Origin of the sequence: Streptomyces sp. NPDC050416, from assembly GCF_044458845.1 — a bacterium.
In the GTDB taxonomy this organism is placed as follows: Bacteria; Actinomycetota; Actinomycetes; order Streptomycetales; family Streptomycetaceae; genus Streptomyces.
Genome location: NZ_JBITII010000002.1, coordinates 566984 through 589768, shown reverse-complemented (window position 1 = coordinate 589768; position 22785 = coordinate 566984). Strand labels below are relative to the sequence as shown.

Annotated in this window: 19 protein-coding genes and 1 riboswitch; of the genes, 8 read left to right on the top strand and 11 right to left on the bottom strand. The window is 72.0% G+C overall.

Annotation, left to right across the window (positions count from 1 at the left end; translation table 11 throughout):
- Entirely contained in the window at positions 1 to 474 is a 474-nt protein-coding gene (locus tag ACIBL4_RS07700) for a pyridoxamine 5'-phosphate oxidase family protein (protein ID WP_399407501.1), read from the bottom strand.
- Between the two features lie 220 nt (positions 475 to 694).
- On the opposite strand from ACIBL4_RS07700, the gene ACIBL4_RS07695 reads away from it, so the two are divergent.
- Entirely contained in the window at positions 695 to 1489 is a 795-nt protein-coding gene (locus ACIBL4_RS07695) for a class II aldolase/adducin family protein (protein ID WP_399407499.1), read from the top strand.
- Between the two features lie 62 nt (positions 1490 to 1551).
- Here the strand turns inward: ACIBL4_RS07695 and ACIBL4_RS07690 are convergent, their stop codons facing one another.
- The gene (locus ACIBL4_RS07690; RefSeq protein ID WP_399407497.1) at positions 1552 to 2448 is read right to left on the bottom strand and encodes a DUF4429 domain-containing protein; all 897 of its coding nucleotides are present in this window, start codon (positions 2446 to 2448) and stop codon (positions 1552 to 1554) included.
- Between the two features lie 225 nt (positions 2449 to 2673).
- On the opposite strand from ACIBL4_RS07690, the gene ACIBL4_RS07685 reads away from it, so the two are divergent.
- Both ACIBL4_RS07685 and ACIBL4_RS07680 read left to right on the top strand, forming a co-directional pair.
- Positions 2674 to 3960: a hypothetical protein gene (locus ACIBL4_RS07685; protein WP_399408122.1), complete on the top strand. Its 1287-nt coding sequence runs from the start codon at positions 2674 to 2676 to the stop codon at positions 3958 to 3960.
- A 156-nt stretch (positions 3961 to 4116) separates the two neighbouring features.
- Positions 4117 to 4647, top strand: coding sequence for a DoxX family protein (locus tag ACIBL4_RS07680; RefSeq protein ID WP_399407495.1), 531 nt, complete (start codon positions 4117 to 4119; stop codon positions 4645 to 4647).
- 55 nt (positions 4648 to 4702) lie between these two features.
- On the opposite strand, the gene ACIBL4_RS07675 is transcribed toward ACIBL4_RS07680, so the two are convergent.
- Both ACIBL4_RS07675 and ACIBL4_RS07670 read right to left on the bottom strand, forming a co-directional pair.
- A complete protein-coding gene (locus ACIBL4_RS07675; protein ID WP_399407493.1) occupies positions 4703 to 4942 on the bottom strand; it encodes a hypothetical protein in 240 nt (79 codons plus the stop codon).
- Positions 4929 to 6392: a PspC domain-containing protein gene (locus ACIBL4_RS07670; protein ID WP_399407491.1), complete on the bottom strand. Its 1464-nt coding sequence runs from the start codon at positions 6390 to 6392 to the stop codon at positions 4929 to 4931. The genes ACIBL4_RS07675 and ACIBL4_RS07670 overlap by 14 nt, the downstream gene beginning before the upstream one ends.
- 177 nt (positions 6393 to 6569) lie before the next feature.
- On the opposite strand from ACIBL4_RS07670, the gene ACIBL4_RS07665 reads away from it, so the two are divergent.
- Positions 6570 to 7868, top strand: coding sequence for a PspC domain-containing protein (locus ACIBL4_RS07665; RefSeq protein ID WP_399407489.1), 1299 nt, complete (start codon positions 6570 to 6572; stop codon positions 7866 to 7868).
- Positions 7865 to 8608, top strand: coding sequence for a LuxR C-terminal-related transcriptional regulator (locus ACIBL4_RS07660; protein ID WP_399407487.1), 744 nt, complete (start codon positions 7865 to 7867; stop codon positions 8606 to 8608). The genes ACIBL4_RS07665 and ACIBL4_RS07660 overlap by 4 nt, the downstream gene beginning before the upstream one ends.
- Before the next feature lie 17 nt (positions 8609 to 8625).
- Here ACIBL4_RS07660 and ACIBL4_RS07655 read toward each other — a convergent pair whose 3' ends face one another.
- Positions 8626 to 9693 (bottom strand): NlpC/P60 family protein, encoded by a 1068-nt coding sequence (locus tag ACIBL4_RS07655; protein WP_399407485.1) that lies wholly within the window; start codon positions 9691 to 9693, stop codon positions 8626 to 8628.
- A 421-nt stretch (positions 9694 to 10114) separates the two neighbouring features.
- Here ACIBL4_RS07655 and ACIBL4_RS07650 point away from each other — a divergent pair, with 421 nt between their 5' ends.
- Positions 10115 to 10468 carry a hypothetical protein gene (locus ACIBL4_RS07650; protein ID WP_399407483.1) on the top strand — a complete coding sequence of 118 codons (354 nt, stop codon included), beginning with the start codon at positions 10115 to 10117 and terminating at the stop codon, positions 10466 to 10468.
- Here the strand turns inward: ACIBL4_RS07650 and ACIBL4_RS07645 are convergent.
- Positions 10446 to 11459, bottom strand: a complete 1014-nt coding sequence (locus ACIBL4_RS07645; protein ID WP_399407481.1) for a hypothetical protein — start codon at positions 11457 to 11459, stop codon at positions 10446 to 10448. The two genes, ACIBL4_RS07650 and ACIBL4_RS07645, sit on opposite strands and share 23 nt — an antisense overlap.
- Positions 11460 to 11568: 109 nt before the next feature.
- Positions 11569 to 12756: an NlpC/P60 family protein gene (locus ACIBL4_RS07640; RefSeq protein WP_399407479.1), complete on the bottom strand. Its 1188-nt coding sequence runs from the start codon at positions 12754 to 12756 to the stop codon at positions 11569 to 11571.
- An 8-nt stretch (positions 12757 to 12764) separates the two neighbouring features.
- Positions 12765 to 12938, bottom strand: a riboswitch (cyclic di-AMP (ydaO/yuaA leader).
- A 290-nt stretch (positions 12939 to 13228) separates the two neighbouring features.
- Between ACIBL4_RS07640 and pcrA the strand changes: the two genes are divergently transcribed.
- Complete coding sequence (pcrA, locus tag ACIBL4_RS07635) at positions 13229 to 15709, top strand: DNA helicase PcrA (RefSeq protein ID WP_399407477.1); 2481 nt, start codon at positions 13229 to 13231, stop codon at positions 15707 to 15709.
- 49 nt (positions 15710 to 15758) lie between these two features.
- Here the strand turns inward: pcrA and ACIBL4_RS07630 are convergent, their stop codons facing one another.
- Positions 15759 to 17411 (bottom strand): M23 family metallopeptidase, encoded by a 1653-nt coding sequence (locus tag ACIBL4_RS07630; protein ID WP_399407475.1) that lies wholly within the window; start codon positions 17409 to 17411, stop codon positions 15759 to 15761.
- Positions 17412 to 17516: 105 nt separating this feature from the next.
- Positions 17517 to 18380, bottom strand: a complete 864-nt coding sequence (locus ACIBL4_RS07625) for an esterase/lipase family protein (RefSeq protein ID WP_399407473.1) — start codon at positions 18378 to 18380, stop codon at positions 17517 to 17519.
- A gap of 510 nt (positions 18381 to 18890) precedes the next feature.
- On the opposite strand from ACIBL4_RS07625, the gene ACIBL4_RS07620 reads away from it, so the two are divergent.
- A complete protein-coding gene (locus tag ACIBL4_RS07620; RefSeq protein ID WP_037673345.1) occupies positions 18891 to 19307 on the top strand; it encodes a cobalamin B12-binding domain-containing protein in 417 nt (138 codons plus the stop codon).
- Positions 19308 to 19504: 197 nt separating this feature from the next.
- Here ACIBL4_RS07620 and ACIBL4_RS07615 read toward each other — a convergent pair whose 3' ends face one another.
- Both ACIBL4_RS07615 and ACIBL4_RS07610 read right to left on the bottom strand, forming a co-directional pair.
- On the bottom strand, positions 19505 to 21172 hold the full coding sequence (locus ACIBL4_RS07615) for a DUF5691 domain-containing protein (protein ID WP_399407471.1): 1668 nt from the start codon (positions 21170 to 21172) through the stop codon (positions 19505 to 19507).
- 179 nt (positions 21173 to 21351) lie between these two features.
- A complete protein-coding gene (locus tag ACIBL4_RS07610) occupies positions 21352 to 22707 on the bottom strand; it encodes an SWIM zinc finger family protein (RefSeq protein ID WP_399407469.1) in 1356 nt (451 codons plus the stop codon).
- Positions 22708 to 22785 lie beyond the last annotated feature (78 nt).

Sequence of the window (22785 nt, the reverse complement as noted above, 5' to 3'; positions counted from 1 at the left end):
CTATGTGCGCTTGATCGTGCGCAGGGGCTCGCCGGGCGTCCAGATCTGGACGACGAGGAACTTGTCGTCCTCGACGTAGGTCCGTACGACCTCCGTGAGCTCGGTACGGAAGAGGTGGAACGGCTCCGGCGGTTCCACCTCTTCGACGTACCGCGCCTTCGTCTCCACGTCGTCGACCTCGATCGCCCGCCCGCTGATCCGCACGTCGCCGCCGCCCATGCCCGTGCCCTCCCCGGGGTTCGCCTGGAGCGCGAAGCGCGGGTCGCGGCGCAGGTCGAGCGCCTTGAGCGAGTCCGGCATCATGCCGAGCCACAGCTCGCCGTTCAGGAACCGCACCTCCAGGCCGCTGGTGCGGGGCGAGCCGTCCTTCCGGAGGGTGGCGAGGACGTGGTGGGTGTAGGCGCCGAAGCGCTTCTCGACGGTGTCGGCCATGTCCGGTTCGGTGGTGGCGAAAGCCGCCCAGTTCGCTGTCATGGGGAGAGTGTCGCGCCGAAATCCGACATCTTCTGTCGGCTATTCGTGGAGTCGGGGAGACCGGGGGCGAAAGGGGTGCGCACGGGTGCGCACAGGTGCTCGCGGGTACTCACGAGGCGTTCGACGGTGCGCCGGTCTCATCTTCACCAAACGGTTCTCTCTTTCCGACCCGACCGGCGGTAGCTTCCGCCCCGTACGCAGAACCATCGCTGGAGGACCTATGCACGGGCCCACCCCGCCCCTGCCGCTGCCCACCGACCGGCTGCGGTTCGCGATGCCGCCCATGCACGAGTCGGTGGAGGACGAACGCCGGCACCGTAAGGAACGGCTCGCGGGCGCCCTGCGGATCTTCGGGCGGCTCGGCTACGAGGACGGTGTGTCCGGGCACATCACCGCCCGCGACCCCGAGTACACCGACTGCTTCTGGGTCAACCCGTTCGGGATGCCCTTCCGGCACGTCACCGTGAGCGACCTGGTGCTCGCCAACCAGGACGGCCAGGTCGTCGAGGGCGGCTACCACGTCAACCAGGCCGCCTTCACCGTGCACGCCCAGGTCCACGCGGCCCGTCCCGACGTGGTCGCCGTCGCCCACTGCCACTCGGTGCACGGCCGGGCGCTCGCCGCCCTCGGCGAGCTGCTGGAGCCGATCACCCAGGAGAGCTGCGCCTTCTACGAGGACCACGCCCTCTACGACGCCTACACCGGCGTCGCCGTCGACGCCGAGGAGGGGCGGCGCATCGCGGCCGCGCTCGGCTCCCGCAAGGCGCTCGTGCTGCGCAACCACGGGCTGCTGACCGTCGGCGACTCGGTGGACGCCGCCGCCTGGTGGTTCGTGTCGATGGAACGGTCCTGTCAGGTGCAGCTGACCGCGCAGGCCGCCGGGCGGCCGGTCCGCATCGACCACCGGATGGCGGTGGCGACGCGGGAGCAGTTGGGGGGCGACCTGGTGGCGTGGATCAACTACCAGCCGATGTGGCAGGAGGTCAGCCGGAGCGAGCCGGATCTGCTGGGCTGAGTTCTGTTGAGCCGAGTCGGGCTGAGTTGAGCTGAGCTGAGCTGAGTTGAGCGGTCCGCCCGTCAGAAGCCGCGGAGCACCACTGCCTTCGTCCTGGCGAACTCCTCGTCGGTGAGCACACCCTCCCGATACAGCTCGCCCAACTCGCGGAGGCGGCGCAGCAGTACGTCGTGGTGGTCGGCCGCGGGCGGAGCGGCGCCGGCCGGGCGGGAGCCGTGCGCGCCGTCCTCGTGGTCCCCGGCCGCGGCGCGGGTGGACGGGTGCGGCAGCCGGGCGGTCACCGCCGTCGCCACGAGCGCGGTCAGCAGGTCGCGGCGGACGCTGCCCCACAGGTCCAGGGCGTACGGATCCTTCTCCGGTGGGAGCTTCGAGAACACCGTCTCGCGGGTCACGAACCGCAGGAAGCCGTCCTCGTGACCGGAGTTCGGCAGCCACTCGACCCGCACCAGGTCGCCCAGGTCGATGACGCGCGGGCCGGTGGCGCGCTTGACCCGCTCGGAGGTGTCGGCCCAGTCGATCCGTACCCGGGTCCCGTCGAAGGAGACCGTCCCGTCGGACGAGCGCACCGACACCGGAACCGGCGGGCCCGGCAGCAGATAGGCCTTCGCCGGTTCCTTCGGGACCTGGTCGAGAAGCAGCGCGCGGCGGATCTCCTCGGCGACGTACTCGGCGACCCCCGTCCGGTCGACGTCCACCGCCAGCCGGTACGGATCGGCCGCGTCCGGCAGCCGCCCGCCGGTCGCCTGGAGCAGCGGGTCGGCGCCCTCCCGCAGCCGCAACCGGAGCCGTCCGCGTTTGCGTTCCGCTTCGAGGACGACACCCGAGACCGCCTCCAGCGGCACGGCGATCTCTCCGTACGTCTGCCGGAACAGCGGCACCGAGCGGTGCAGACCGGGCGTGATCCGGACCGTACCGCCGTCGAAGGCCCAGGTCCCATCACGCTGGATGATCTCGGCCATAAGGGAATTCTCGCAGCCGGCTCAACCGGCCGCGCCGAACTTCACCCGTGTTGACCAGACCGGGCGGACGCGGACCAGGTGGTGAAGGGATAATCCGCTGTCGTCGCACGGGAGTTGTGCAGCGGTGTTTCCGGGGTCCGGAAGACCGACGGTGGTTGGGTCGCGGGAAGGCGGGCGTCGGGCGTGACGGTGCGCGAGGCGGGACAGGGCGGTGCGCCCGGAGGTATGCGGGGCGGGGTGCACGGCGGTGTGCACGGCAGTGTGAACGGTGGTGTGCACGGAGGTGGGTGCGCCTGCGGGGACTGTCCGCACGGGGCGCGTGAGGGGCATCGGAGGGCCGTCGCCGCGTTTCTGCGCAGGCGCGACGAGTTCGCGGCCGGGCAGGGGCTGCCGGCCGCGGTGGCCCACTCCGCCTCGGCCTCCCGGCAGTGGGTCTCGGAGGAACTGGCGCAGTCCGCGGAACTCGTCGCCGAGCGCGGCCGAGCCGAGGGACGGGCCTGGCTGGCCGGCCTCTGGCGCCGCACGGCGGGGGTCGTGTGGGCGGCCGTCGTGCTGTTGCTGCTCGGGCAGGCCCTCACCGCGGTCGGCGCGGGCTGGACGGCGGCCCGGTCGGCCGGGCTGGCCGCCGCGCTGGTGGTCGCCGGGGCGCTGACGGCGGCGTCGTGGTTCCACCGGGCGAAGGGCGGTGTGCTGGCGCCCCTCATCGGTGAGGACAACCGGCTGTCCACCTCCCGTACGGTCGCCGGGGCGTGGGTGCTCTTCGTGGCCTACTCGGTGCTCGTGCTGGCCGCCCGGCTGGCGGGCGCCTCCCGGCACGCCGACCGGGACGCGCTGCTCTCCGGGCTGGAACTCGCCCGCGGGGCGGGGGTCGTGACCGTACTCGCCGTGGTGTGCGGGATCGCCGTGCTCGTACGGCGGGTGGTCGGGCTGCGGGTGCTGGCCCAACGGCTCCAGAAGGTGCCCGCCGACCGGCCGCGAGCCGCCGACCTGCTGACCGACGACGCGGGCCGGGGCACCTTCGCCGACATCCAGTACGTCGTGATCAGCGCCGTCGCCCTGGTCTTCGCGGCGGTACGGCTGGCCCGGCGGCCGGACCAGTTGCCGGATCTGCCGTGGGGGCTGGCCGTGGTCGTCCTGGTGTCGGCGGCGACGTACCTGGCCGGCAAGTACGCGGAGGGGGGCCGGCCGGTCATCCTCTCCGTCGTGCGGTCGCGGGAGGCGGGGGACCTGGACGGGCCGATCCGCACGGGCGACGACATCGAGATCCGGGGCGCCGGGTTCGTACCGCCGGGAGCGCAGGGCGCGGACCGGCTGGCCCGGATGGTCGTCCGCGTCGGTGCGGTGCACGTCCACGTCCCGTTGGTGCCGGTGCCCGGGGGTTTCGACAACCCGACGGACACACTGCTGACCGTGCCGGTACCGGCGGATGTCGAGCCGGGACGGGTGGAGGTACAGGTGGTCACGGCGGCGGGAGTGGAGACGAACCGGTACGCGGTCGACGTGACGGAATGACGGCTGCGCCTGCGGGCGCGTCGTGGTTGCCCTGGCTGCGGGTTTCAGGGACGCCAGTAACAAAAGCCGCCGCACAGGATTGAGCCGGGTCGGTTCGTCGTACGTATGGTCGTTGAGGGGGTCTCGGCACCGGCGGGCGAGAGGCGGCTAGCAGCGATGACTCACGGCATGAGAACGGACACGCACACCCCCCACTTCGGCAGCGGAGGAGACTGGCGGGACACCGCCGTCCGCTACGCCCTCCTTCCCCTACGGCTCTTCCTCGGCGTCACCTTCATCTACGCCGGCCTGGACAAACTCACCGACAGCGCCTTCATGAAGGACTCCGGTTCCGGCTCGATCGGCGACATGATGCGCGCCGTCCGCGACTCCTCCGCCATCCCCGCCCTGGTGGACCTCTCACTGAAGAGCCCCGTCGGCTTCGGCTATGCCATCGCCTGCGGCGAGCTCGCCGTCGGCATCGGCACCCTGCTCGGCCTGTTCGCCCGGCTGGCCGCACTCGGCGGTGTGCTGATCTCCCTCAGCCTGTGGCTGACCGTGAGCTGGGCGTCCGACCCGTACTACTACGGCAACGACCTCGCCTACCTCATGGCCTGGATCCCCCTCGTGCTCGCGGGCGCTCCCCTGTTCTCCCTGGACGCCGCATTGCGGTCGCGGCGACGGCGGAGGACAGGGGACTACCGGTAGCGCACGCCCGTGGGCGGTGCGGCGGTGTGGCCTGTCGTCAGGCGGCGGCTTGTCGTCAGGCCGCCATGTCCGGGCCGGGCTCGTCGGTGGTACGGCCCGACCCCCGGCGCCGGCGTATCCGGCCCGTCAGGAACGCCACGGCGCCGGCCAGGAACAGCCCGCCCGTGACGAGGGGTATCGCCACGAACCACGGCGTCTCCCAGGCGCCGCCCGCGTCTCCCGCGTAGAGGACGCCCACCAGGGTGAGGACCGTGCCGGCGACCAGCTTTCCGGGCTGGAGTTCATGACGCAGCACGGGCCACCTCCGCCTGTCCCATGCCGACCTGGAGATCCAGGTCGATGGTGCCCGATCTCTTGACGCCCTGGGCGGGGGAGAGGGTTATCTCCTTGTGCCGGCCCGGTTTCACGTCCACGTCCTTCGCGTCGTCGCCCGGCAACTGCAGGTCTCCGAGCCCCACGTCGACGCTCAGCCGCACGGTCACGTCCTCGGGCACCACCACCTTCACCCGGCCCACACCGACGTCGGCGCGGGTCGTGACCGTCCTGTTCCGTTCCACGTCCACCCTCGACAGGTCCAGGGTGCCGACGCCCGTGCCCAGGTCGTACTGCCGGTCTACATCCGCCACCGTCGTGGGCTGCCAGGTCGTGCGGGTCCACTGCGTGCCGATGTCCTTGGGCAGTGCCGCCGAGCCGGCGAGCAGGCCCGCCGTGATGATCGCCAGGAGGATCGAGCCCGCGCCGGTCCGCCCCAGGAAGGCGCTGACCGCTATGCCCAGGCCCAGAACGGCGAGCGCGCAGGACAGGCCGGTCTGCACACTCGTGCCGAGCGGGTGGTGGTCCCAGGTCAGGTTCGTGCCCAGGGCGCCCGCGAGCAGGGCCAGCAGGAAGACCCAGCCGCCGATCCAGCGGGGGCCGCGCGGCTCGGGCGGCCGGGTGCGCGGGACGGGTATGTCCTCGCGGTCGGGGGCCTCGGTGCCGCGGCTGATGTTGATGGCCGCGGCGACGTCCAGGTCGCGGGTGTCGCGCGGGCCCCAGAGGTAGCCCGTGCCGCCGATGTGGGTGCCGTCCTTGACGATGGGGTCGCGCCACCAGGACGGGTAGGTGATGAACACCGGCGGCGCCTGCGGTTCGGGCGGGGCGTCGGCGACGGCCTGGGCGGCCAGCGGGTCGGGGCCGGGGGCGCCGCGATGGCGCGACCAGTAGCCGGCGCCCGCGAGGAGGAGGGAGAGGACGACGGCGAAGGTCAGCACCCCGCCGTTGTTCAGCATGGTCAGGAACACGCCGCAGCCGACCAGCGCGAACAGCACCGCTGTCAGGGCCTGGCCGTCGACGCGGCCGGTCAGCAGCTTGCGCACCTCGTTCTCGTCCTCGTCGTCGTAGGGCACGAGGAGCCAGGCGAAGCCGTAGAAGAGGAGGCCGATGCCGCCGGTGGCGGAGAGCACCGCGAGGGTGATCCGGAAGATCACCGGGTCCATGTCGCACTGCCGCCCGAGCCCGGCGCAGACGCCGGCCAGGGCCTTGTTGCGGCGGTCGCGCCGGAACCTGTGCGGTGGCCCGGGCGGGGCTTCCCCCGCGGGGCCGGCCGCGTCGGGCGTGGCTCCCTTCTGTTCTCCCGCGCCCGCGGGCCCGGGCGCGCGGGAGCCGGCGCCCGCGGCGGGCGCGGCATCCTGCGGCCCGGTGCCCGGTGCGGGGCGCGGGCCGGAGCCGGGTCCCGGACCCGTCGCGGCGTGCTCGTGATCGGTCATGGGTCCATGGTGACGGGCGCGGCGGCGCCGCGGCAGCCGGAATGACCCTGGCCCGACCCTGATATCGGCCCTGAGGGACGGCTCGGGAAGCGTTCGAAGGCCCGGGTCCGGAGATCAGGGGAGTCTCCGGGGCCGACCCTGATGCTCCGGCCTGCCGGCCGTGTGACCATCAATGGCATGTCGGAAGCCGCAGCAGCGCCACTCGCCGAACCGCGGCCGCCGCGCAAGCTCTACCGCAGCAGTGACGGACGCTGGCTCGGTGGTGTGGCGCGAGGGCTCGCCGGGCACCTCGGGCTGCCCGTGATCTGGGTACGGCTCGTCTTCGTCGGCCTGTTCATGGCCGACGGCCTCGGTGCGCTGCTGTACGCCGCGTTCTGGTTCTTCGTCCCGCTCGGCATCGGTGGCGTCGAGGCGCAGAAGCAGAAGCCGCCGTCGCTGGTCGCCTCGGAGACCTCGCCCGACGGCCGCCGCAGACTCGTCGCCCGCAGACCCGACAAGGGCCAGATCGTGGCCCTGCTCCTCATGGTCGTCGTGGCCATGGTGTTCGTGGGCAATGTGAACCTCAGCGGCGGGGCCAGGGCGTATCTCTGGCCGGCGGTGCTCGTCGGCGCGGGCGTCGCCCTGGTCTGGCGGCAGGCCGACAACGCCCGCCGGGCCCGCTGGGTCGAGGTCGGCCGTCGCCGGCGCACTCTCACGCTGCTGCGCTCGGTGGGCGGTGTGCTGCTGGTGACGGCCGGCGTCTCCGGCATCTTCGTCCTGCAGGGCTCCGCCGCCCACCTCGGCTCCGTCCTGCAGGCGGCCCTCGCGGTCCTCGTCGGGATAACGCTTCTCGCCGGGCCGTACCTGGTGCGCATGACGCAGGACCTCTCCGAGGAGCGCCTGATGCGGATCCGCGCCCAGGAGCGCGCGGAGGTCGCCGCGCATGTGCACGACTCGGTGCTGCACACCCTCACCCTGATCCAGCGCAACGCGGAGAACGCGGGCGAGGTGCGCCGCCTCGCCCGCGCCCAGGAGCGCGACCTGCGCACCTGGCTGTACAAGCCGGAGGGCACCGGCAAGGAGGAGGCCGACGAACCCACCACCCTCGCCGACGCCGTGCGGCGCAACGCGGCCGAGGTCGAGGACAAGCACGGCGTACCCATCGAGGTCGTGGTCGTGGGCGACTGCCCGCTCGACGAGAGAATCAGCGCGCAGATGCAGGCCGCGCGCGAAGCAATGGTGAACGCCGCCAAGTACGGTGGCGAGGGCGGAGCCGTACAGGTCTTCGCCGAGGTCGAGGGGAAGACGGTCTTCGTGTCCGTCCGGGACCGCGGCCCCGGCTTCGACCTCGACTCGATACCCGCCGACCGGATGGGTGTCAGAGAATCGATCATCGGCCGTATGGAGCGCAACGGCGGTACGGCGCGACTGCGCGCGGTGCCGGACGGCGGCACGGAGGTCGAGCTGGAGATGGAGAGGGCGGAGAAGACGTCATGAGCGACCCGACCGAGGCGAACGGTACGGCGGGATCGGCGGAGGCGCCCGGGCCCACGGAGTCGGACGGCGGCACCGGCGGGCGTCGCGTGCGCGTGGTCCTCGTCGACGACCACCGCATGTTCCGTACGGGGGTCCAGGCCGAGATCGGCCAGACCGAGCAGACCGGTGTCGAGGTCGTCGGCGAGGCCGCGGACGTCGACCAGGCGGTCACGGTCATCACCGCGACCCGGCCCGAGGTCGTCCTCCTCGACGTGCACCTGCCCGGTGGCGGCGGTGTCGAAGTGCTGCGCCGCTGCGCCCCGTTGATGGCCGACGCCGAGCAGCCCGTCCGTTTCCTGGCGCTGTCCGTGTCGGACGCCGCCGAGGACGTGATCGGCGTGATCCGCGGCGGGGCCCGCGGATACGTCACCAAGACGATCACCGGCACGGACCTCGTCGACTCCATCTTCCGTGTCCAGGAGGGCGACGCGGTCTTCTCCCCACGGCTGGCCGGGTTCGTCCTCGACGCCTTCGCCTCCACGGACGCGCCGCCGGTCGACGAGGACCTGGACCGCCTCACCCAGCGCGAGCGCGAGGTGCTGCGGCTCATCGCCCGGGGGTACGCGTACAAGGAGATCGCCAAGCAGCTGTTCATCTCCGTGAAGACGGTCGAATCCCATGTCTCGGCGGTCCTGCGCAAGCTCCAGCTCTCCAACCGGCACGAGCTGACGCGCTGGGCGACGGCCCGCCGGTTGGTGTGACCCCGGGCGCCGCCCTGTCACACCACCCGGGTAGCGCCCGTGAACGGCATCTCGTCGAGCGGGGCGACCCGGACCGGGGCGGACGGGTTCGGGGCGTGGATCATCCGGCCGTTGCCCACATAGATGCCGACGTGGCTGATGCCGGCGTAGAAGAACACCAGGTCGCCGGGGAGCAGTTCGGAGCGGGAGACGCGGCGGCCCGCGTCGATCTGGGAGTACGTCGTGCGGGGCAGGGAGACGCCCGCGGAGCGGTACGCGGCCTGGACGAGGCCCGAGCAGTCGAAGGCGTTCGGTCCGGTCGCGCCCCAGACGTAGGGGCTGCCGAGCTTCTGGTAGGCGTAGGACACGGCGGCGGCCGCGCGGGAGTTGGGTGCCAGGGCCGCGGCGGATCCCGGGGCGGCCAGGGTGTCGCGCGGGCCCGTCGAGGAGCGTGAGGCGCGGCCCGTGCCCGACGCTTCGCTGAGCCTGGAACGTTCCTGCACGCTGAGCCGGGACAGCAGTTGCCGCGCGGAGTCCAGCTTGCCGTTGACGGTCTTCTTGTGGCGCTTCAGCTCCGTCTGCCGCGACTTCAGTGACGTCAGCTCGATGTGGGCCGCCCCGCGCAGCTGCTCGATCTCCCGGAGCTGCCGACGTACACGCGCGACGTCGGCCTGCTGCCGGTTGCCGGCCCGCTCGACGAACTCGGCGTTCTTCAGGTACCGGTCGGGGTCGTCGGACAGGGCGAGCTGCACAGCGGGATCGAGGCCACCGGCGCGGTACTGCGCGGCAGCGACCGAGCCGAGCGCCTCACGGGCCGAGTTGAGCCGGTCCTCCTTGCGCGCCGCCTGGTCCTGCAGGTCCTTCAGCCGCTGCCCGGCCGCGTCGGCCTTCTCCTTGGCGCCGTTGTACCTCTCGGTGGCGACCTCCGCCTCCTGGTACAGCTTGTCCACCTTGGCCTTGACCTGGCTCGGGGTGAGCTGCGGTTCGGCGTGTCCGGTTCCGTCGAAGCCCGTCGCTGTCGCCGCGCCTGCGAGGGCGATGGTGGCGGCCGTACGGGCCTTGTTGCCACTCATCGAGCGCTGTCGGGGCTTGCGGTGCGCTGCCAACTGGAGGCCACTCCTTTCCTCGACCGCCGGTGGCTGCGAATGGCCGCTGGGGGAGCGGACAGCGACCAGCGCGCGTCCGGCGGCGGCCCGCACAGGGGAAGCGGGCCGCCGCCGGACCTCTTCGGCGGTGGTGCCCGACTGCCGCCCCTGGCCCGGGCGGCGGTGGGGAGCCGGTCACCTGGTGGAGGACGCTAAAGCCCGGCGTGGCGGGCCGGTGGCGGGTGCGCGGAACTGTCCCGAGAGGACCGGCAGTGAGCGTATGCGACCGTGATCCGGCCTCCACGTCGTCTACTTCACTCAGCGTGATGACCGATGCGTCGATTCATGGGGGAGTGACAGTGATCAGGTGCTATGGGGCGGATATGTGCATTGGTGGCCCGGTGTCGGGCGGCACAGGAGCCCCTGATTAGGCTCCGGCCTCATGGACGTACTCATCCACCTCTTCGTCGGCCTCCACATCATCGGCATCGCGTCCCTCCTGGGCGGTTTCCTCACCCAGATGAAGGCGATGGGCGAGGGCACCGCCCGCTACACCCCCGCGATGCTGCACGGCGCGCTGACGATGCTGGTCACCGGTGTGATCCTGGTCGGCCTCAACCAGGCCGACGACCAGTCCGTGAACAACGTCAAGATCGGCGTCAAGCTGGCCCTGCTGATCGTGATCCTCGGCCTGGTCTACGTGAAGCGGGACGACGAGAAGGTGGACAAGGGCCTGTTCGGCCTGGTCGGGGCGCTGACCGCGGCGAACGTCTTCATCGCCGTGCTCTGGACCTGACCCGCCCGGGTGCGGCATAGGCCCGGACGGAGGCGAGCGTCCAGGCGGTGGCCCCGAGCCAGGCGGCCACCGCGACCCACAGCAGCAGCTCCCCGAAGCCGTCGAGCCAGGAGACGTCGAGGGCTGCGGCGACGGCCAGGGTCGCCGCAGCCGTCTTGGCCCAGGTGAACACGGTCGCCCAGCGGCGGATGTCGGTGCGGGGGCGGGGGCGCAGGAACTCGGCGGCGAGCAGGACGGCGCACCAGGCCAGTGTGAGCACGAGCAGCACGACGGTCACATTGCGCAGGACGCCGCGGTCGTCGACGTTCCACAGGTACAGGCGCGCACTGTCGGAGCTGATCAGCCGCGCCCCGGCCAGCGCCGAGAGGGCGAGCGCCCCGCCCGCGAGCCAGTGGTCGCCGCGCCCCTCGGCCACCTGCCGCACATCGAAGCGGGCCAGGGTGAGGACGTACAGCACGAGCCCCAGCCAGAACAGCACCAGCGCCGCGTGCGCGAGCCAGGCCGCCGACTCGGCCGCGGCGAGCGTGGCACCGAGTACCGCGAGCCCCTGCGTGGCCATGCAGCGCGCGAACACCGTCCCGGGCCTGCGCCGCTCCCCGTCCTGCGCCGGGAGGACCAGTGGCACCGGCCAGAGCAGCACGGCCAGCACCAGCAGGGCCGCGGCCAGGGACTGCGCGCCGGCCGCCGAGAAGCCGGTGCCCAGGACGGCCGTCGCCGCCACGGTGGTGAGGGCGGCCGTCGCCACGGTGTCCACCAGGCCCGGCACTCCCGCGTACGCCCGCCATCCCGTGCCCGCCAGCAGCAGCCGCAGCGTGAAGTCGGCGGCGAGCAGCAGCCACGCCGCGCAGCCCAGACCGAGGGCGATACGGGACAGGCCGCCGTACCCCGCCAGGTCCAGACCGACCGACAGGGTGCCGGTCGCCAGCACGGCGGCGCCGGCGGACGGCGCGCGCTGCGCCCACCAGGCGGTGGAGGGGGAGGGGCCGGGCATGGGCCCGATGCTAGGAGGCGCCGCGCGCGTTGCGAGCGGGGCACGCGCGCGGGCGCCTCAAAAACGCGAGAGCGCCCCCATACGCGCGTGCCCTCCGTGAAGTACGGCCTCAGGCCGGCCGCACCACGCTGTGGATCGCCGACTCGCCGTCGTAGTAGATCGACTCCTCGCGCACATAAGTGCCGGGCTTCGGGGCGTGGATCATCATGCCGTTGCCGATGTAGATGCCGACGTGGGTGACGTCGTCGTAGAAGAAGACCAGGTCACCGGGCTGGGCGTCGGTCAGCGGGACCGTGGTGCCGGCGTTGACCTGGTCGTAGGTCGTGCGCGGCAGGGTGACGCCCGCGGCCTTCCAGGCGGCCTGGGTGAGACCGGAGCAGTCGTAGGAGCCGGGGCCGACGGCGCCCCAGACGTACGGCTTGCCGATCTGGGCGCGGGCGAAGGCGAGCGCCTTCTCGGCCTTGGTGGCGTACGAGGAATCGGCCGGGGCCGTCGAGGTGGACGAGCCGGAGCCCGTGGACGAGGACGAGCCCGTGGACGAGGAGCCGCTGTCCTGCTGCTGGGCGGCCTGCTCCTGCGCCTGCTGCTGCGCGGCCTGCTGCCGGGCCAGCTCGGCGGCCTTGCGGGCGGCCTCCTGCTGCTTCTCCCGCTCGATCGCCGCGAGGCGTGCCTTCTCCTCGGCGGTCAGCTTCGACAGCAGGTCGCGCGCGTCGGCGAGCTTCCGCTGGACGGTGGCCTTGGCCGTCTTCAGGTCGCCCTGGGTCTCGGTGAGCGTCTCGAGGCTCTCGGTGGCCTCCTGGCGCTTCTTCATCGTCTCGGACTGCTGGGTGACGTAGTCGTCGACCGCGACCTTCTGACGGCCGGTCATCCGGTCCATCAGCTGGGTCTGGTCGAAGTAGTCCTGCGGGGTGTCCGCGAGCAGGAACGTCGCCGTGTCCGGGGCGGAGGCGCCGGTGCGGTACTGGGCGGCGGCGAAGGAACCGAGTTCCTCCCGTGCCTCGTTGAGCTTCTGGGTGCGCTTGGCGACGTCGTCGAGGAGGGTGTCGACGCGCTTGCTCTGCTTGGTGGTCTTCTCCTTGGCCGAGTTGTACTTGTCGGTCGCCGACTCGGCCTGGCGGTACAGGTCGTCGACCTTCTTCTCGACTTCCTCGAGACTCGGCTTGTCGTCGGCCTCGGGGGCGGCATTGGCCGACTGGGACAGCAGGGCGACGGACGTGAGGGCCGCCGTTGCCAGGGCGGGGGTCCGTATGCCTGCGACGCGCGTACCAGCGGGACGCGACTTGCGGTGCGACGCCAAGGGAGGCGACTCCTTCCATGCTCCGCCTACCGGGTTAGCTGTCGGGTTCGGGCGGGTACATCGGAAGGGTTGCCCTACTGCCGTCTCCGTGGAGGGAGTCCGGCCGATTCACCCCAGAGTTCTCGGTTGGGTCCCCGGCTCCGGCTGCCGCTGCGGCACACCGGACTCGGCGGAGGCCGCGCGGCCCGGCGACGTTCGCCGGTGGGGGTCGTGCGGCCTGCCCGCACGGTAGCCAACTCGTGTTGCCCTTGTGAAGGTTGATGGGCGATATGCCCGATACATTTTCGTGACCTTAGTCGAAAGCGTCGCCGAGAGTCATCGACGGAGGGGCGTTGGTCACGAGTTCGTCATAATTGTGACAGTCGTAGCGGACTGTGATCGTGCGTGGATACAGGGTGATGAGGGGTTCCTTTCGGCGATGTTCTCAGGGCGGCGGCGGGCTGTCAGTGGGGCGCCCTAGACTCGGAGAGCGATGAGCAGCCTCTTTGACGACAGCTTCCTGGCGGACCTCCAGGCCCAGCGGGGCCCCGCGGACGAGCCCCCGCCGCCACCCGAGGACGATCACGTACCGGAGCCGGTTCCGGACGATCTGTTCGGCGGGAAGTTCGACGTGCCCCCGGACCGGGACGCCTACTACCGCGACGGTGCCCCGCGCCCGCCGGTGGACACCGCCGCCCTCCTGGAGGGGCTGAACGACAACCAGCGCGCCGCCGTCGTCCACTCCGGCTCCCCGCTGCTCATCGTGGCCGGCGCCGGCTCCGGCAAGACCCGCGTGCTCACGCACCGCATCGCCCACCTGCTCGCCGAGCGGGGCGTGCACCCGGGGCAGATCCTCGCGATCACCTTCACCAACAAGGCCGCCGGCGAGATGAAGGAGCGCGTCGAGCAGCTCGTCGGCCCGCGGGCGAACGCGATGTGGGTGATGACCTTCCACAGCGCGTGCGTGCGCATTCTGCGGCGCGAGAGCAAGAAGCTCGGCTTCACGTCCTCGTTCTCGATCTACGACGCCGCCGACTCCAAGCGCCTGATGGCCCTGGTCTGCCGGGACCTGGACCTCGACCCCAAGCGCTTCCCGCCGAAGTCCTTCAGCGCCAAGATCAGCAACCTGAAGAACGAGCTGATCGACGAGGAGGACTTCGCCGCCCAGGCCACGGACGGCTTCGAGAAGACCCTCGCCCAGGCCTACGCGATGTACCAGTCGCGGCTGCGCGAGGCGAACGCCCTCGACTTCGACGACCTGATCATGACGACGGTCAACCTGCTGCGCGCCTTCCCGGACGTCGCCGAGCACTACCGCCGCCGCTTCCGCCATGTGCTGGTGGACGAGTACCAGGACACCAACCACGCCCAGTACGCCCTCGTCCGGGAACTCGTCGGCACCTCCGAGCACCCCGTCGACGTACCCCCCGGCCCGGACGACGTCCCGCCCGCCGAGCTGTGCGTCGTGGGTGACGCCGACCAGTCGATCTACGCCTTCCGCGGCGCGACGATCCGCAACATCCTCCAGTTCGAGGAGGACTACCCGGACGCGACGACGATCCTGCTGGAGCAGAACTACCGCTCCACCCAGACGATCCTCAGCGCGGCCAACGCGGTCATCGAGCGCAACGAGTCCCGCCGCCCCAAGAACCTGTGGACCAACGCGGGCGCGGGCGCCACGATCACCGGCTACGTCGCCGACACCGAGCACGACGAGGCGCAGTTCGTCGCCGACGAGATAGACCGCCTCACGGACGCCGGCGAGGCGAAGGCCGGCGACGTCGCCGTCTTCTACCGCACCAACGCCCAGTCCCGTGTCTTCGAAGAGGTCTTCATCCGCGTCGGCCTGCCCTACAAGGTCGTCGGCGGCGTCCGCTTCTACGAGCGCAAGGAGGTCCGGGACGTCCTGGCCTACCTGCGCGTGTTGGCCAACCCGGAGGACTCCGTGCCGCTGCGCCGGATCCTCAACGTCCCCAAGCGGGGCATCGGCGACCGTGCCGAGGCGATGATCGACGCCCTCGCCCAGCGGGAGAAGATCAGCTTCCCGCAGGCGCTCAAGCGCGTCGACGAGGCGTACGGCATGGCCGCGCGGTCCACCAACGCCGTCAAGCGGTTCAACACGCTGATGGAGGACCTCCGTACGATCGTCGAGTCCGGCGCCGGACCGGCCACGGTGCTGGAGGCGGTCCTGGAACGCACCGGGTACCTCGCCGAGTTGCAGGCCTCCACCGACCCGCAGGACGAGACCCGGATCGAGAACCTCCAGGAACTCGCCGCCGTCGCCATGGAGTTCGAGCAGGAGCGCGGCGAAGAGGAGCGGGGCACGCTGTCCGACTTCCTCGAACAGGTCGCCCTGGTCGCCGACTCCGACCAGATCCCCGACGAGGAGGACGGCGACGGCGTCATCACGCTGATGACCCTGCACACCGCCAAGGGCCTGGAGTTCCCGGTCGTCTTCCTGACCGGCATGGAGGACGGCGTCTTCCCGCACATGCGCGCCCTCGGCCAGGCCAAGGAGCTGGAGGAGGAGCGGCGCCTGGCGTACGTCGGCATCACACGCGCGCGGGAGCGGCTGTATCTGACGCGGTCCACCCTGCGCAGCGCCTGGGGCCAGCCCTCGTACAACCCGCCCTCCCGCTTCCTGGAGGAGATCCCGCCGGCGTACGTGGAGTGGAAGCGGACGGGAGCCACCGCGCCCGCGTCCTCCGGCCCCGTCTCCGGGGTGGCGGCCTCGCTGTCGTCGTCCCGCTCCCGTTCGTCCGCGTCGGGCGCGTCCGGTTTCGCCACGCGCCGGACCTCCGAGAAGCCGGTCGTGTCCCTGGCGGTCGGAGACCGGGTCACGCACGACCAGTTCGGCCTCGGAACCGTCGTGGCGGTGAAGGGCACGGGCGGGAACGCCGAGGCGACCATCGACTTCGGGGACACCAAGCCGAAGCGGCTGCTGCTGCGGTACGCGCCGGTGGAGAAGCTGTAGACCAGAGAGATCGGCCCCTGCCGGGCGACCGGCGGGGGCTGCCGGGACGTTACGTCGGGTCGATGCCGTGGCTGCGCAGCCACGGGAGCGGGTCGATCGCCGAGCCGCCGGCCGGGCGCACCTCGAAGTGCAGGTGAGGGCCGGTCGAGTTGCCGGAGTTGCCGGAGCGCGCGATCGGATCGCCGGCCTTCACGGTCGTACCCGAGGGGACCGTGTAGGTGGAGAGGTGGCAGTACCACGTCTCCGTGCCGTCCTTCGCGGTCACGATCATCATGTTGCCGTACGCGCTGTTCCACTGCGTGCGGACGGTGCCATCGGTCGCGGACATCACGGTCGTGCCGTACGAGACGGGGAAGTCGATGCCGGTGTGCAGGGACATCCAGTTGATGCCGGACTGGCCGTAGTAGGCACTGAGTCCATGCCGGGCGACCGGCAGGGCGAACTTGGGGCGCAGCCGCTCCTTGCGGGCCGCCTCCTCCGCCGCGCGCCTGCGCTCGGCCGCCTGCTGGGCCTTGAGGTCGATGCGCTCCTGTGTACGGCTGGCCCGGTCGGCGAAGTCGTCCGCGCCGGCGGCGAGGCTCTGGAGCTGCGTGTCCAGCTTGTTGTTGGCGGCGGCCGGTTTCACCGGCTGCACGTCCGCCGCGGTCGTCTGTGCCTCCGCGGCGCCGTCGTCGGAGAAGGTGCCGACGGAGGCGGCGGCGATCCCCGCGACGCCCATCACACACGCCGAGGGCACGGCGATGGTCAGCAGCGCCGAGCGCTTGGGAGGCGTACGGCGGCGGGAACGGGACCCGGCGCGCGCGGCCGCCCGTGAGCCGGCGCGCGGGCCGAGCTCTTCCTGACCGTCCAACAGCGGGGCGGCGGTGGGCAGTTCGCCGGTGGCGGCCGGCTCGCCACCGTCCGTGGCGGGGTCGGTGTAGGCGGACCCGTCCGCTTCGTCGAAGGCGACCTGATCGAGCGTCGCGGTCTCGTGCTGCTCGAAGGTTTCGCCGTGCTCCTCGTACGCGTCGGGCGCCGGGGCGCCGGCGCCGTCGGTGTTCCACTGCGTGGCGTCGTAGGCACCGGTGTCGAAGGCCTGGGTGCCCCATTCCCACTGCTGGGTCCGGTCGGCCGGATTGCCGGACTGGTCGGGCTGGAGCCAGGCGCCGGTGTCCCACTGCCCGGTGCTGTCCGGGGAGGCGGCCTGCGGCGGGATGACCGAGAGCGGCTGCTGCTCGGCCGTCCAGGACGTCGTTTCATACACGCCGGTGTCGTAGGCGGCGTGGTGCTGGGCCGCGTACGCGTCGTAATGCGGGTTGCCGTGCGTGCCGGTGGGCCAGTGGCCGGTGTCGTAGGTGCCCGTGTCGTGACCGCTGCCCGGCATGTCGCCGAAGAGGGGGTCGGTGGCGAACGTCGCGGTGGTGTGGCCGGTGGCGGCGAAACCGGTGCCGTCCGTACCGGTGGTGTCAAATCCGGTGGCGGCGTAGTCGCCGTACGTGGTGAAGTCGCCGTACTGGGCTTCCTGGGTGCCGTACGACGCGTAGTGCGCCGAGTCGGCGTCGGAAGCCGGAGCCGGGGTCATGGTCCCCGACGGGTGACGGTCGTTCACCAACTTCTCTTTCGCCTCGACAACAGGGGCTGCCAGAGCAGTGCGGCGACTGTACCCGGCGGTACGCGGGCACGACAATCTTCGGCAGGTTTCGCGCGCGCAGGAAACGGGCATTCGGCCGTGTTTTGGCGGACGGCGGGCACGGGTTTGGCCCTGCGTTCGAAGTTTGTTCGAGGCTGATCGGTGCTTCGACGCTGTGTGCCTGCTGTATGACGAGTCTCAGGCCACGGTCAGACCGCCGGTCCTGCCGACGGACGGTTCGCCCTCGTGGGCCGTGTCGAGAACCTGCCGTATGCCGTTGGCGACGGCGGGGTGCACGGGCAGGGCGAGATGACCGATGCCGGTCACCCGCACGTTCTGCACCGTCAGATCGGGATGGTCGATGCAGGCCGTCTCCAGCGGGTCCATCACATGGTCCAGGTCGCTCCAGAAGCTGACGAAGTGCGTGCGGCAGCCCGGGGCCGGCCGAGTGAGCTCCTCGAGCACCGGTGAGCCGGGGCGCATCTGGCGCACGATGGGGTGCGCGTTGGCCAGGGGCGCCACCCGGGTGCCCGAGTGTGGCGTGCCGAGTGTCACGAGAGTCCGCACGCGCGTGTCGCCGCCGAGCCGCTGCACGTAGTAACGCGCTATCAGGCCGCCGAGGCTGTGCCCCACGACGTCGACCTGCTGGGCCCCGGTGCGCTCGCAGACCTCTTCTATATGGCGGCCGAGCAACTCGGCCGCGGCGCGTATGTCGCAGGTGAGCGGCGAGTAGTTGAGGGACTCGATCTGCTGCCTGCCGTGCTGGGCGAGGCTGCGGCGCAGCAGGACGAAGACCGAGCGGTTGTCGATGAAGCCGTGCAGCAGGACGACCGGGGGCTTGGCCTCCGTGGGCAGTTGGGCGGCTCCGGCCGTGGGCAGGGCCGGGGTGGGTGTCCGTCGCTCCTGCGTAATGCCGGAGGGGTAGAGGAGGAGATGCCCGGCCAGAATCGCGATCTCCAGGGCCGTGGCCTTCAGGAGTGCCAGCGAGAGTCCCGCCAGGCGGCTCGGCAGCAGACGCTGGCAGAACGGAAGAAAGGGCAGAGCAGCCCTGGTGACCTTCATGGCCGACCTCCTGTCGGCACGCGGGAGGCCTGCCGCCCCCCCGTATGCCCTCGTGGAAAGCAGCGGCGAAGACGGCTGATGACTGCGTGAGCGGCGTGAGTCGCGGGGAAGGAGCGCGGCTTGTGGCGCATGTGACGCCCGTGATGCGACGAGGTCCCCAGCCGGTGTGGCGACGAGGTTCCCCGCTGTTGCGCCGTGTCTGCCCTGCGTGCTGTGCGTGCCCTGCGTGTCCCGCGTGCCTTCGCCGAAGTGCCGTACCGCCGCCGTGCGTGGTGGGTGGGGCTGCGGTACGGCGACTTCGTCGCGGCTCCCCTTGCGCTTGTCCCATCGTGTGATTTCCCCCTCGGTCCGCACCGCGAAACTGCCGGTCGCGGGATCCTGGAGATAACGTTCGTTCACTTGCCGGGACGAATCGGGGCAGGGTGTCCGTGCGGTGCGGCGTGTACGGCGAGCGCGATATGTGCGGTACTTGTCGATACGGATGGATGTAGTCGCTTCATGGAGGCAGTGATGGGTGTGGCAGCCGGTCCGATCCGCGTGGTGGTGGCCAAGCCGGGACTCGACGGCCACGATCGCGGGGCCAAGGTCATCGCGCGGGCGCTGCGCGACGCCGGTATGGAGGTCATCTACACCGGGCTCCACCAGACTCCCGAGCAGATCGTCGACACGGCGCTCCAGGAGGACGCCGACGCGATCGGGCTGTCCATCCTCTCCGGCGCGCACAACACGCTCTTCGCGGCGGTGATCGACCTGCTCAAGGAGCGGGACGCGGAGGACATCCTGGTCTTCGGCGGCGGGATCATCCCCGAGGCGGACATTCCCCTGCTGAAGGAGAAGGGCGTCGCGGAGATCTTCACCCCCGGCGCGACGACGGCGTCGATCGTGGACTGGGTCCGGGCGAACGCACGCCAGCCGGCCGGGGCGTAGGCCTCCGGCGGTGGTGCCGGGTGGTGCGCTGGTGGCCTGGGGGGTTGTCCGCCGGGGGTGATGGTCTGCCCGGGGTGCTGTCTGCGGCTGGTTACGGTCTGCCTGCGGGTGGTTATGGTCTGCCGGGGCCGGGGCCGGGGCCGGGGCCGGAAGCGGAGCCGGTGGGTGCCCACCGGGCTCCATGACGCGGGCCCGGGTCAGGCAGTGTTCAGCTCCTCCGTCATCGCCGCGCGCAGGCGCAGCGTCGTGACCAGGCGCTGGAAGGCCTCCGCCCAGTAGCCGCCGGCGCCGGGAGACGCGTTCTCCGGCTCGTCCGGTACGGCCAGCAAGGCGTCGAGACGACCGGCCTCGGACGGGTCCAGGCAGCGCTCGGCCAGGCCCATGACTCCGCTGAAACTCCATGGATAACTCCCCGCGTCCCGCGCGATGTTGAGCGCGTCCACCACCGCCCGGCCGAGCGGCGGCGCCCAGGGCACCGCACACACTCCGAGCAGCTGAAACGCTTCGGACAGGCCGTGCGTGGCGATGAAGCCGGCCACCCACTCGGCCCGCTCGGCGGCGCCCAGCGTGCCGAGCAGCTTGGCGCGTTCGGCCAGGGACACCGCGCCCGGGCCGCCCGCTTCCGGTGCCGAGGGCTCTCCGAGCAGCGCGCGCGACCACTCGGCGTCCCGCTGGCGCACGGCGGCCCGGCACCAGGCCGCGTGCAGTTCGCCCTGCCAGTCGTCCGTGACCGGCAGCGCCACGATCTCCCGGGGTGTCCGCCCGCCCAGCCGCCGCGACCAGGTCCCGAGCGGGGCCGCCTCCACCAACTGGCCGAACCACCAGGACCGTTCCCCGCGCCCGGCGGGCGCCTTCGCCACGACGCCGTCGCGCTCCATGCCGGGATCGCACTCGTGCGGCGCTTCGACGGTGATCGTCGGCGTGGCCACGCTGGATCCGGTGGCCGGGACATCTTGGGCGGGCCGGGTGGGTCGCATGTGGTCGATGGCGACGCATGCCTCCGCCCTGAGCGCCATCCGTGCCGCGAGCGCCGAACCGGGCAGCGCCGACAGCAACTCCGCCGCCGTCGCCCGGACGTTGCGGCTGCGGTCGGCCAGGGCCTGTTCCAGGAACGGCTCGTCGTCCGCCCCCAGGCCCGCGCGCAGCGAGTCGAGGAACATCAGCCGGTCCTCGGCCCGTTCCGTCGCCCAGGTCGTCGCCAGCAGGTCGCGCGCGGCAGCCGGTTCGCGGGAGCGCAGGGCGGACAGGAGGGCGACCCGTTCGGCGAACAGGCCCTCCTGCCACAACTGCCGGATGCTGTCGGCGTCATCGAGATGCGGAACGGCCGCTCCGCCGCCCGGTGTCGAGCGCAGGGCGAACCGCCAGTCCGGGTTCAGCCGGGCCAGCCACAGGGCCCGCGGTCCCGCGAACTCCAGCGCCGCCGGACGCAGGTCCGTACGCCCCCGGGCCGCGTCCAGCAAGGCGGGCAGCAGTTGTGGAGGCGGAGCAAAACCACGGGCGTTGGCCGCCGTGAGCCACTGGGGCAGCAGCTCGGTCAGGTCGGGCGCGGTGCCCCGACGGCCGCCGCCGGACGCGCCCGGGCGGTCGGCCAGCAGTATCGCGAGTCTGCGGGCGGCCGCCTGCGGCAGCGGCGGACGCGGGTCCTCCGGGGCCGGTTGCGGACGCTCCGCCGCCCGCGCCGGACGCAGACCGGCCCGTCGCCGTACGGTCTCCACGGCCGCCGCGTCCAGCAGGGCCACCGGTGCCTCCGGGCCAGGCCCGGTGCCCGGCGGCGTGCGCCGGTCCGTGCCCAGCAGTGCCGTGGTGACGAGCCCCTCCCAGGCGCCCGTCGCGGGCGCGGCCACAGGAGCGGAGGTCCTGGTCATGAGCTTCCTTTCCGTGGGGCGCCCGGGGGTGGTTGAAGGCTCACCCTTACCGGTTGTCCCGGGATGCCTGAAAGATTCGTGGATTTGAGGGGAAGGCGGTCGGGCCGGAAGGCCGGGCCGCCGGCGCCGGCATGCGCGACGGCGTCTGGGGCGGCGTCGGCATCCGGCGCGGCGTCGGCTCAGCACAGGGCTGTCGCCTCGCCCGGGCCTTCCGGCCAGGCCGTCAGCGGAGTGAACCCCTGGTGGCCGCATTCGCCGAAGACCCGGACCGGGGCACCGCCCGACAGCGCGACGAGCCGCCACAGGCCCGGCCGGGAACGCGCGGCCGGTGTGAGGGGCAACGCCGCGTCCTCGTCAGCGTCCGCCAACTGCCAGGAGTCGCCGTCCGGGGTGGGGACGACCCGGTCCAGCGTCACCGGGACGGACTCCAACCAGGGATCGTCGCGCAGGGCGTCGCCGTAACGGGCGGCGGCCTGGGACGTCGTCATCCCCCGCGGGCGTATCGCCGTCGGCGCGGGCGGGGCGAACTGTTCGCCCAGGGCCACCCGCAGCTGCCCGGCGCCCGGGTAGGCGGACACCTCGGCCTCCAGGGACAACCCGACCGGCAGCGCCAGCTCCGGGGCGCGGCCGGCGGCGCCGTAGGAGAGGAGCAGCACGGTGCGGTCCGAGTCTGCGCCGTACAACCAGATCCGGCGGGTCGTCAGGCGGGTGTCCGCCGTGTCGTACTGGGCGAGCACCAGCCAGCGGTCCCGCACGGGCGGTCCGTCCGCGGAGCCCGGCAGACCGATGCGGGAGCGCACCGTCGCCGCGAGGGCGTCGGGCAGCCGCTCGCGGCGCAGCCACCCCTGGCCGAGGAGATGCAGCAGCGCGCACTCCTCCAGCAGCCGCACCGGCCAGCCCGGGCCGGTGGACGGTACGGCCCCCAACTCCCTGACGCGCGAGGCGAGGCCCTGGGCCTGGGCGTCGACCATGCGGGCCGCCGTCTCCTCCCACAGGCCGTAGCCCGACTGCTCCGCCGAGGCCAAGCCGCCGCGCAACAGGTCTGTCAGGCGCTGCTCCAGCTCCACCGCGCCCGCCGTCACCCGCTCGGCCCGGCGCTCCGCCCGGCGCCGCGCAATCTCCGGATCAGCGGAGACGGACGGCGAACCGGAGCTGTCCCCGGCCTTCTTCTCCTCCGCGCGCTTGCGCCGCCCCGCTATCCACTGCCCGGCCCACTCCGGCGCCTCTCCGGTCGGCACCGCTCCCTCGCCGCCCGCCCAGAGCAGCAGCAGCCCGAGCGCGTGCTTGCACGGGAACTTCCGGCTCGGACAACTGCACTTGTACGCGGGCCCGGAGGCGTCCGCGATGTCCACGATCGTCTGATACGGCTTGCTTCGGCTGCCCTTGCACAGCCCCCACACCGTCCCCTCGTCGGAACTCCCCGCCTCGGACCACGGCCCCGCCGCGCCGAGTTTGCTTCCCGCTTTGCGTGATGCGGCGTCAGGCGCCAGTGCCAGCACCTGGTCCGCAGTCCAGCGCACCCCCTGCTGAGTCATGTCATCGAAGGTAGATCCCACCACTGACAATCGGGTCCGCGAGCGGCTTCGGTGGCGCGTTTACGCAGGTCAGAACGC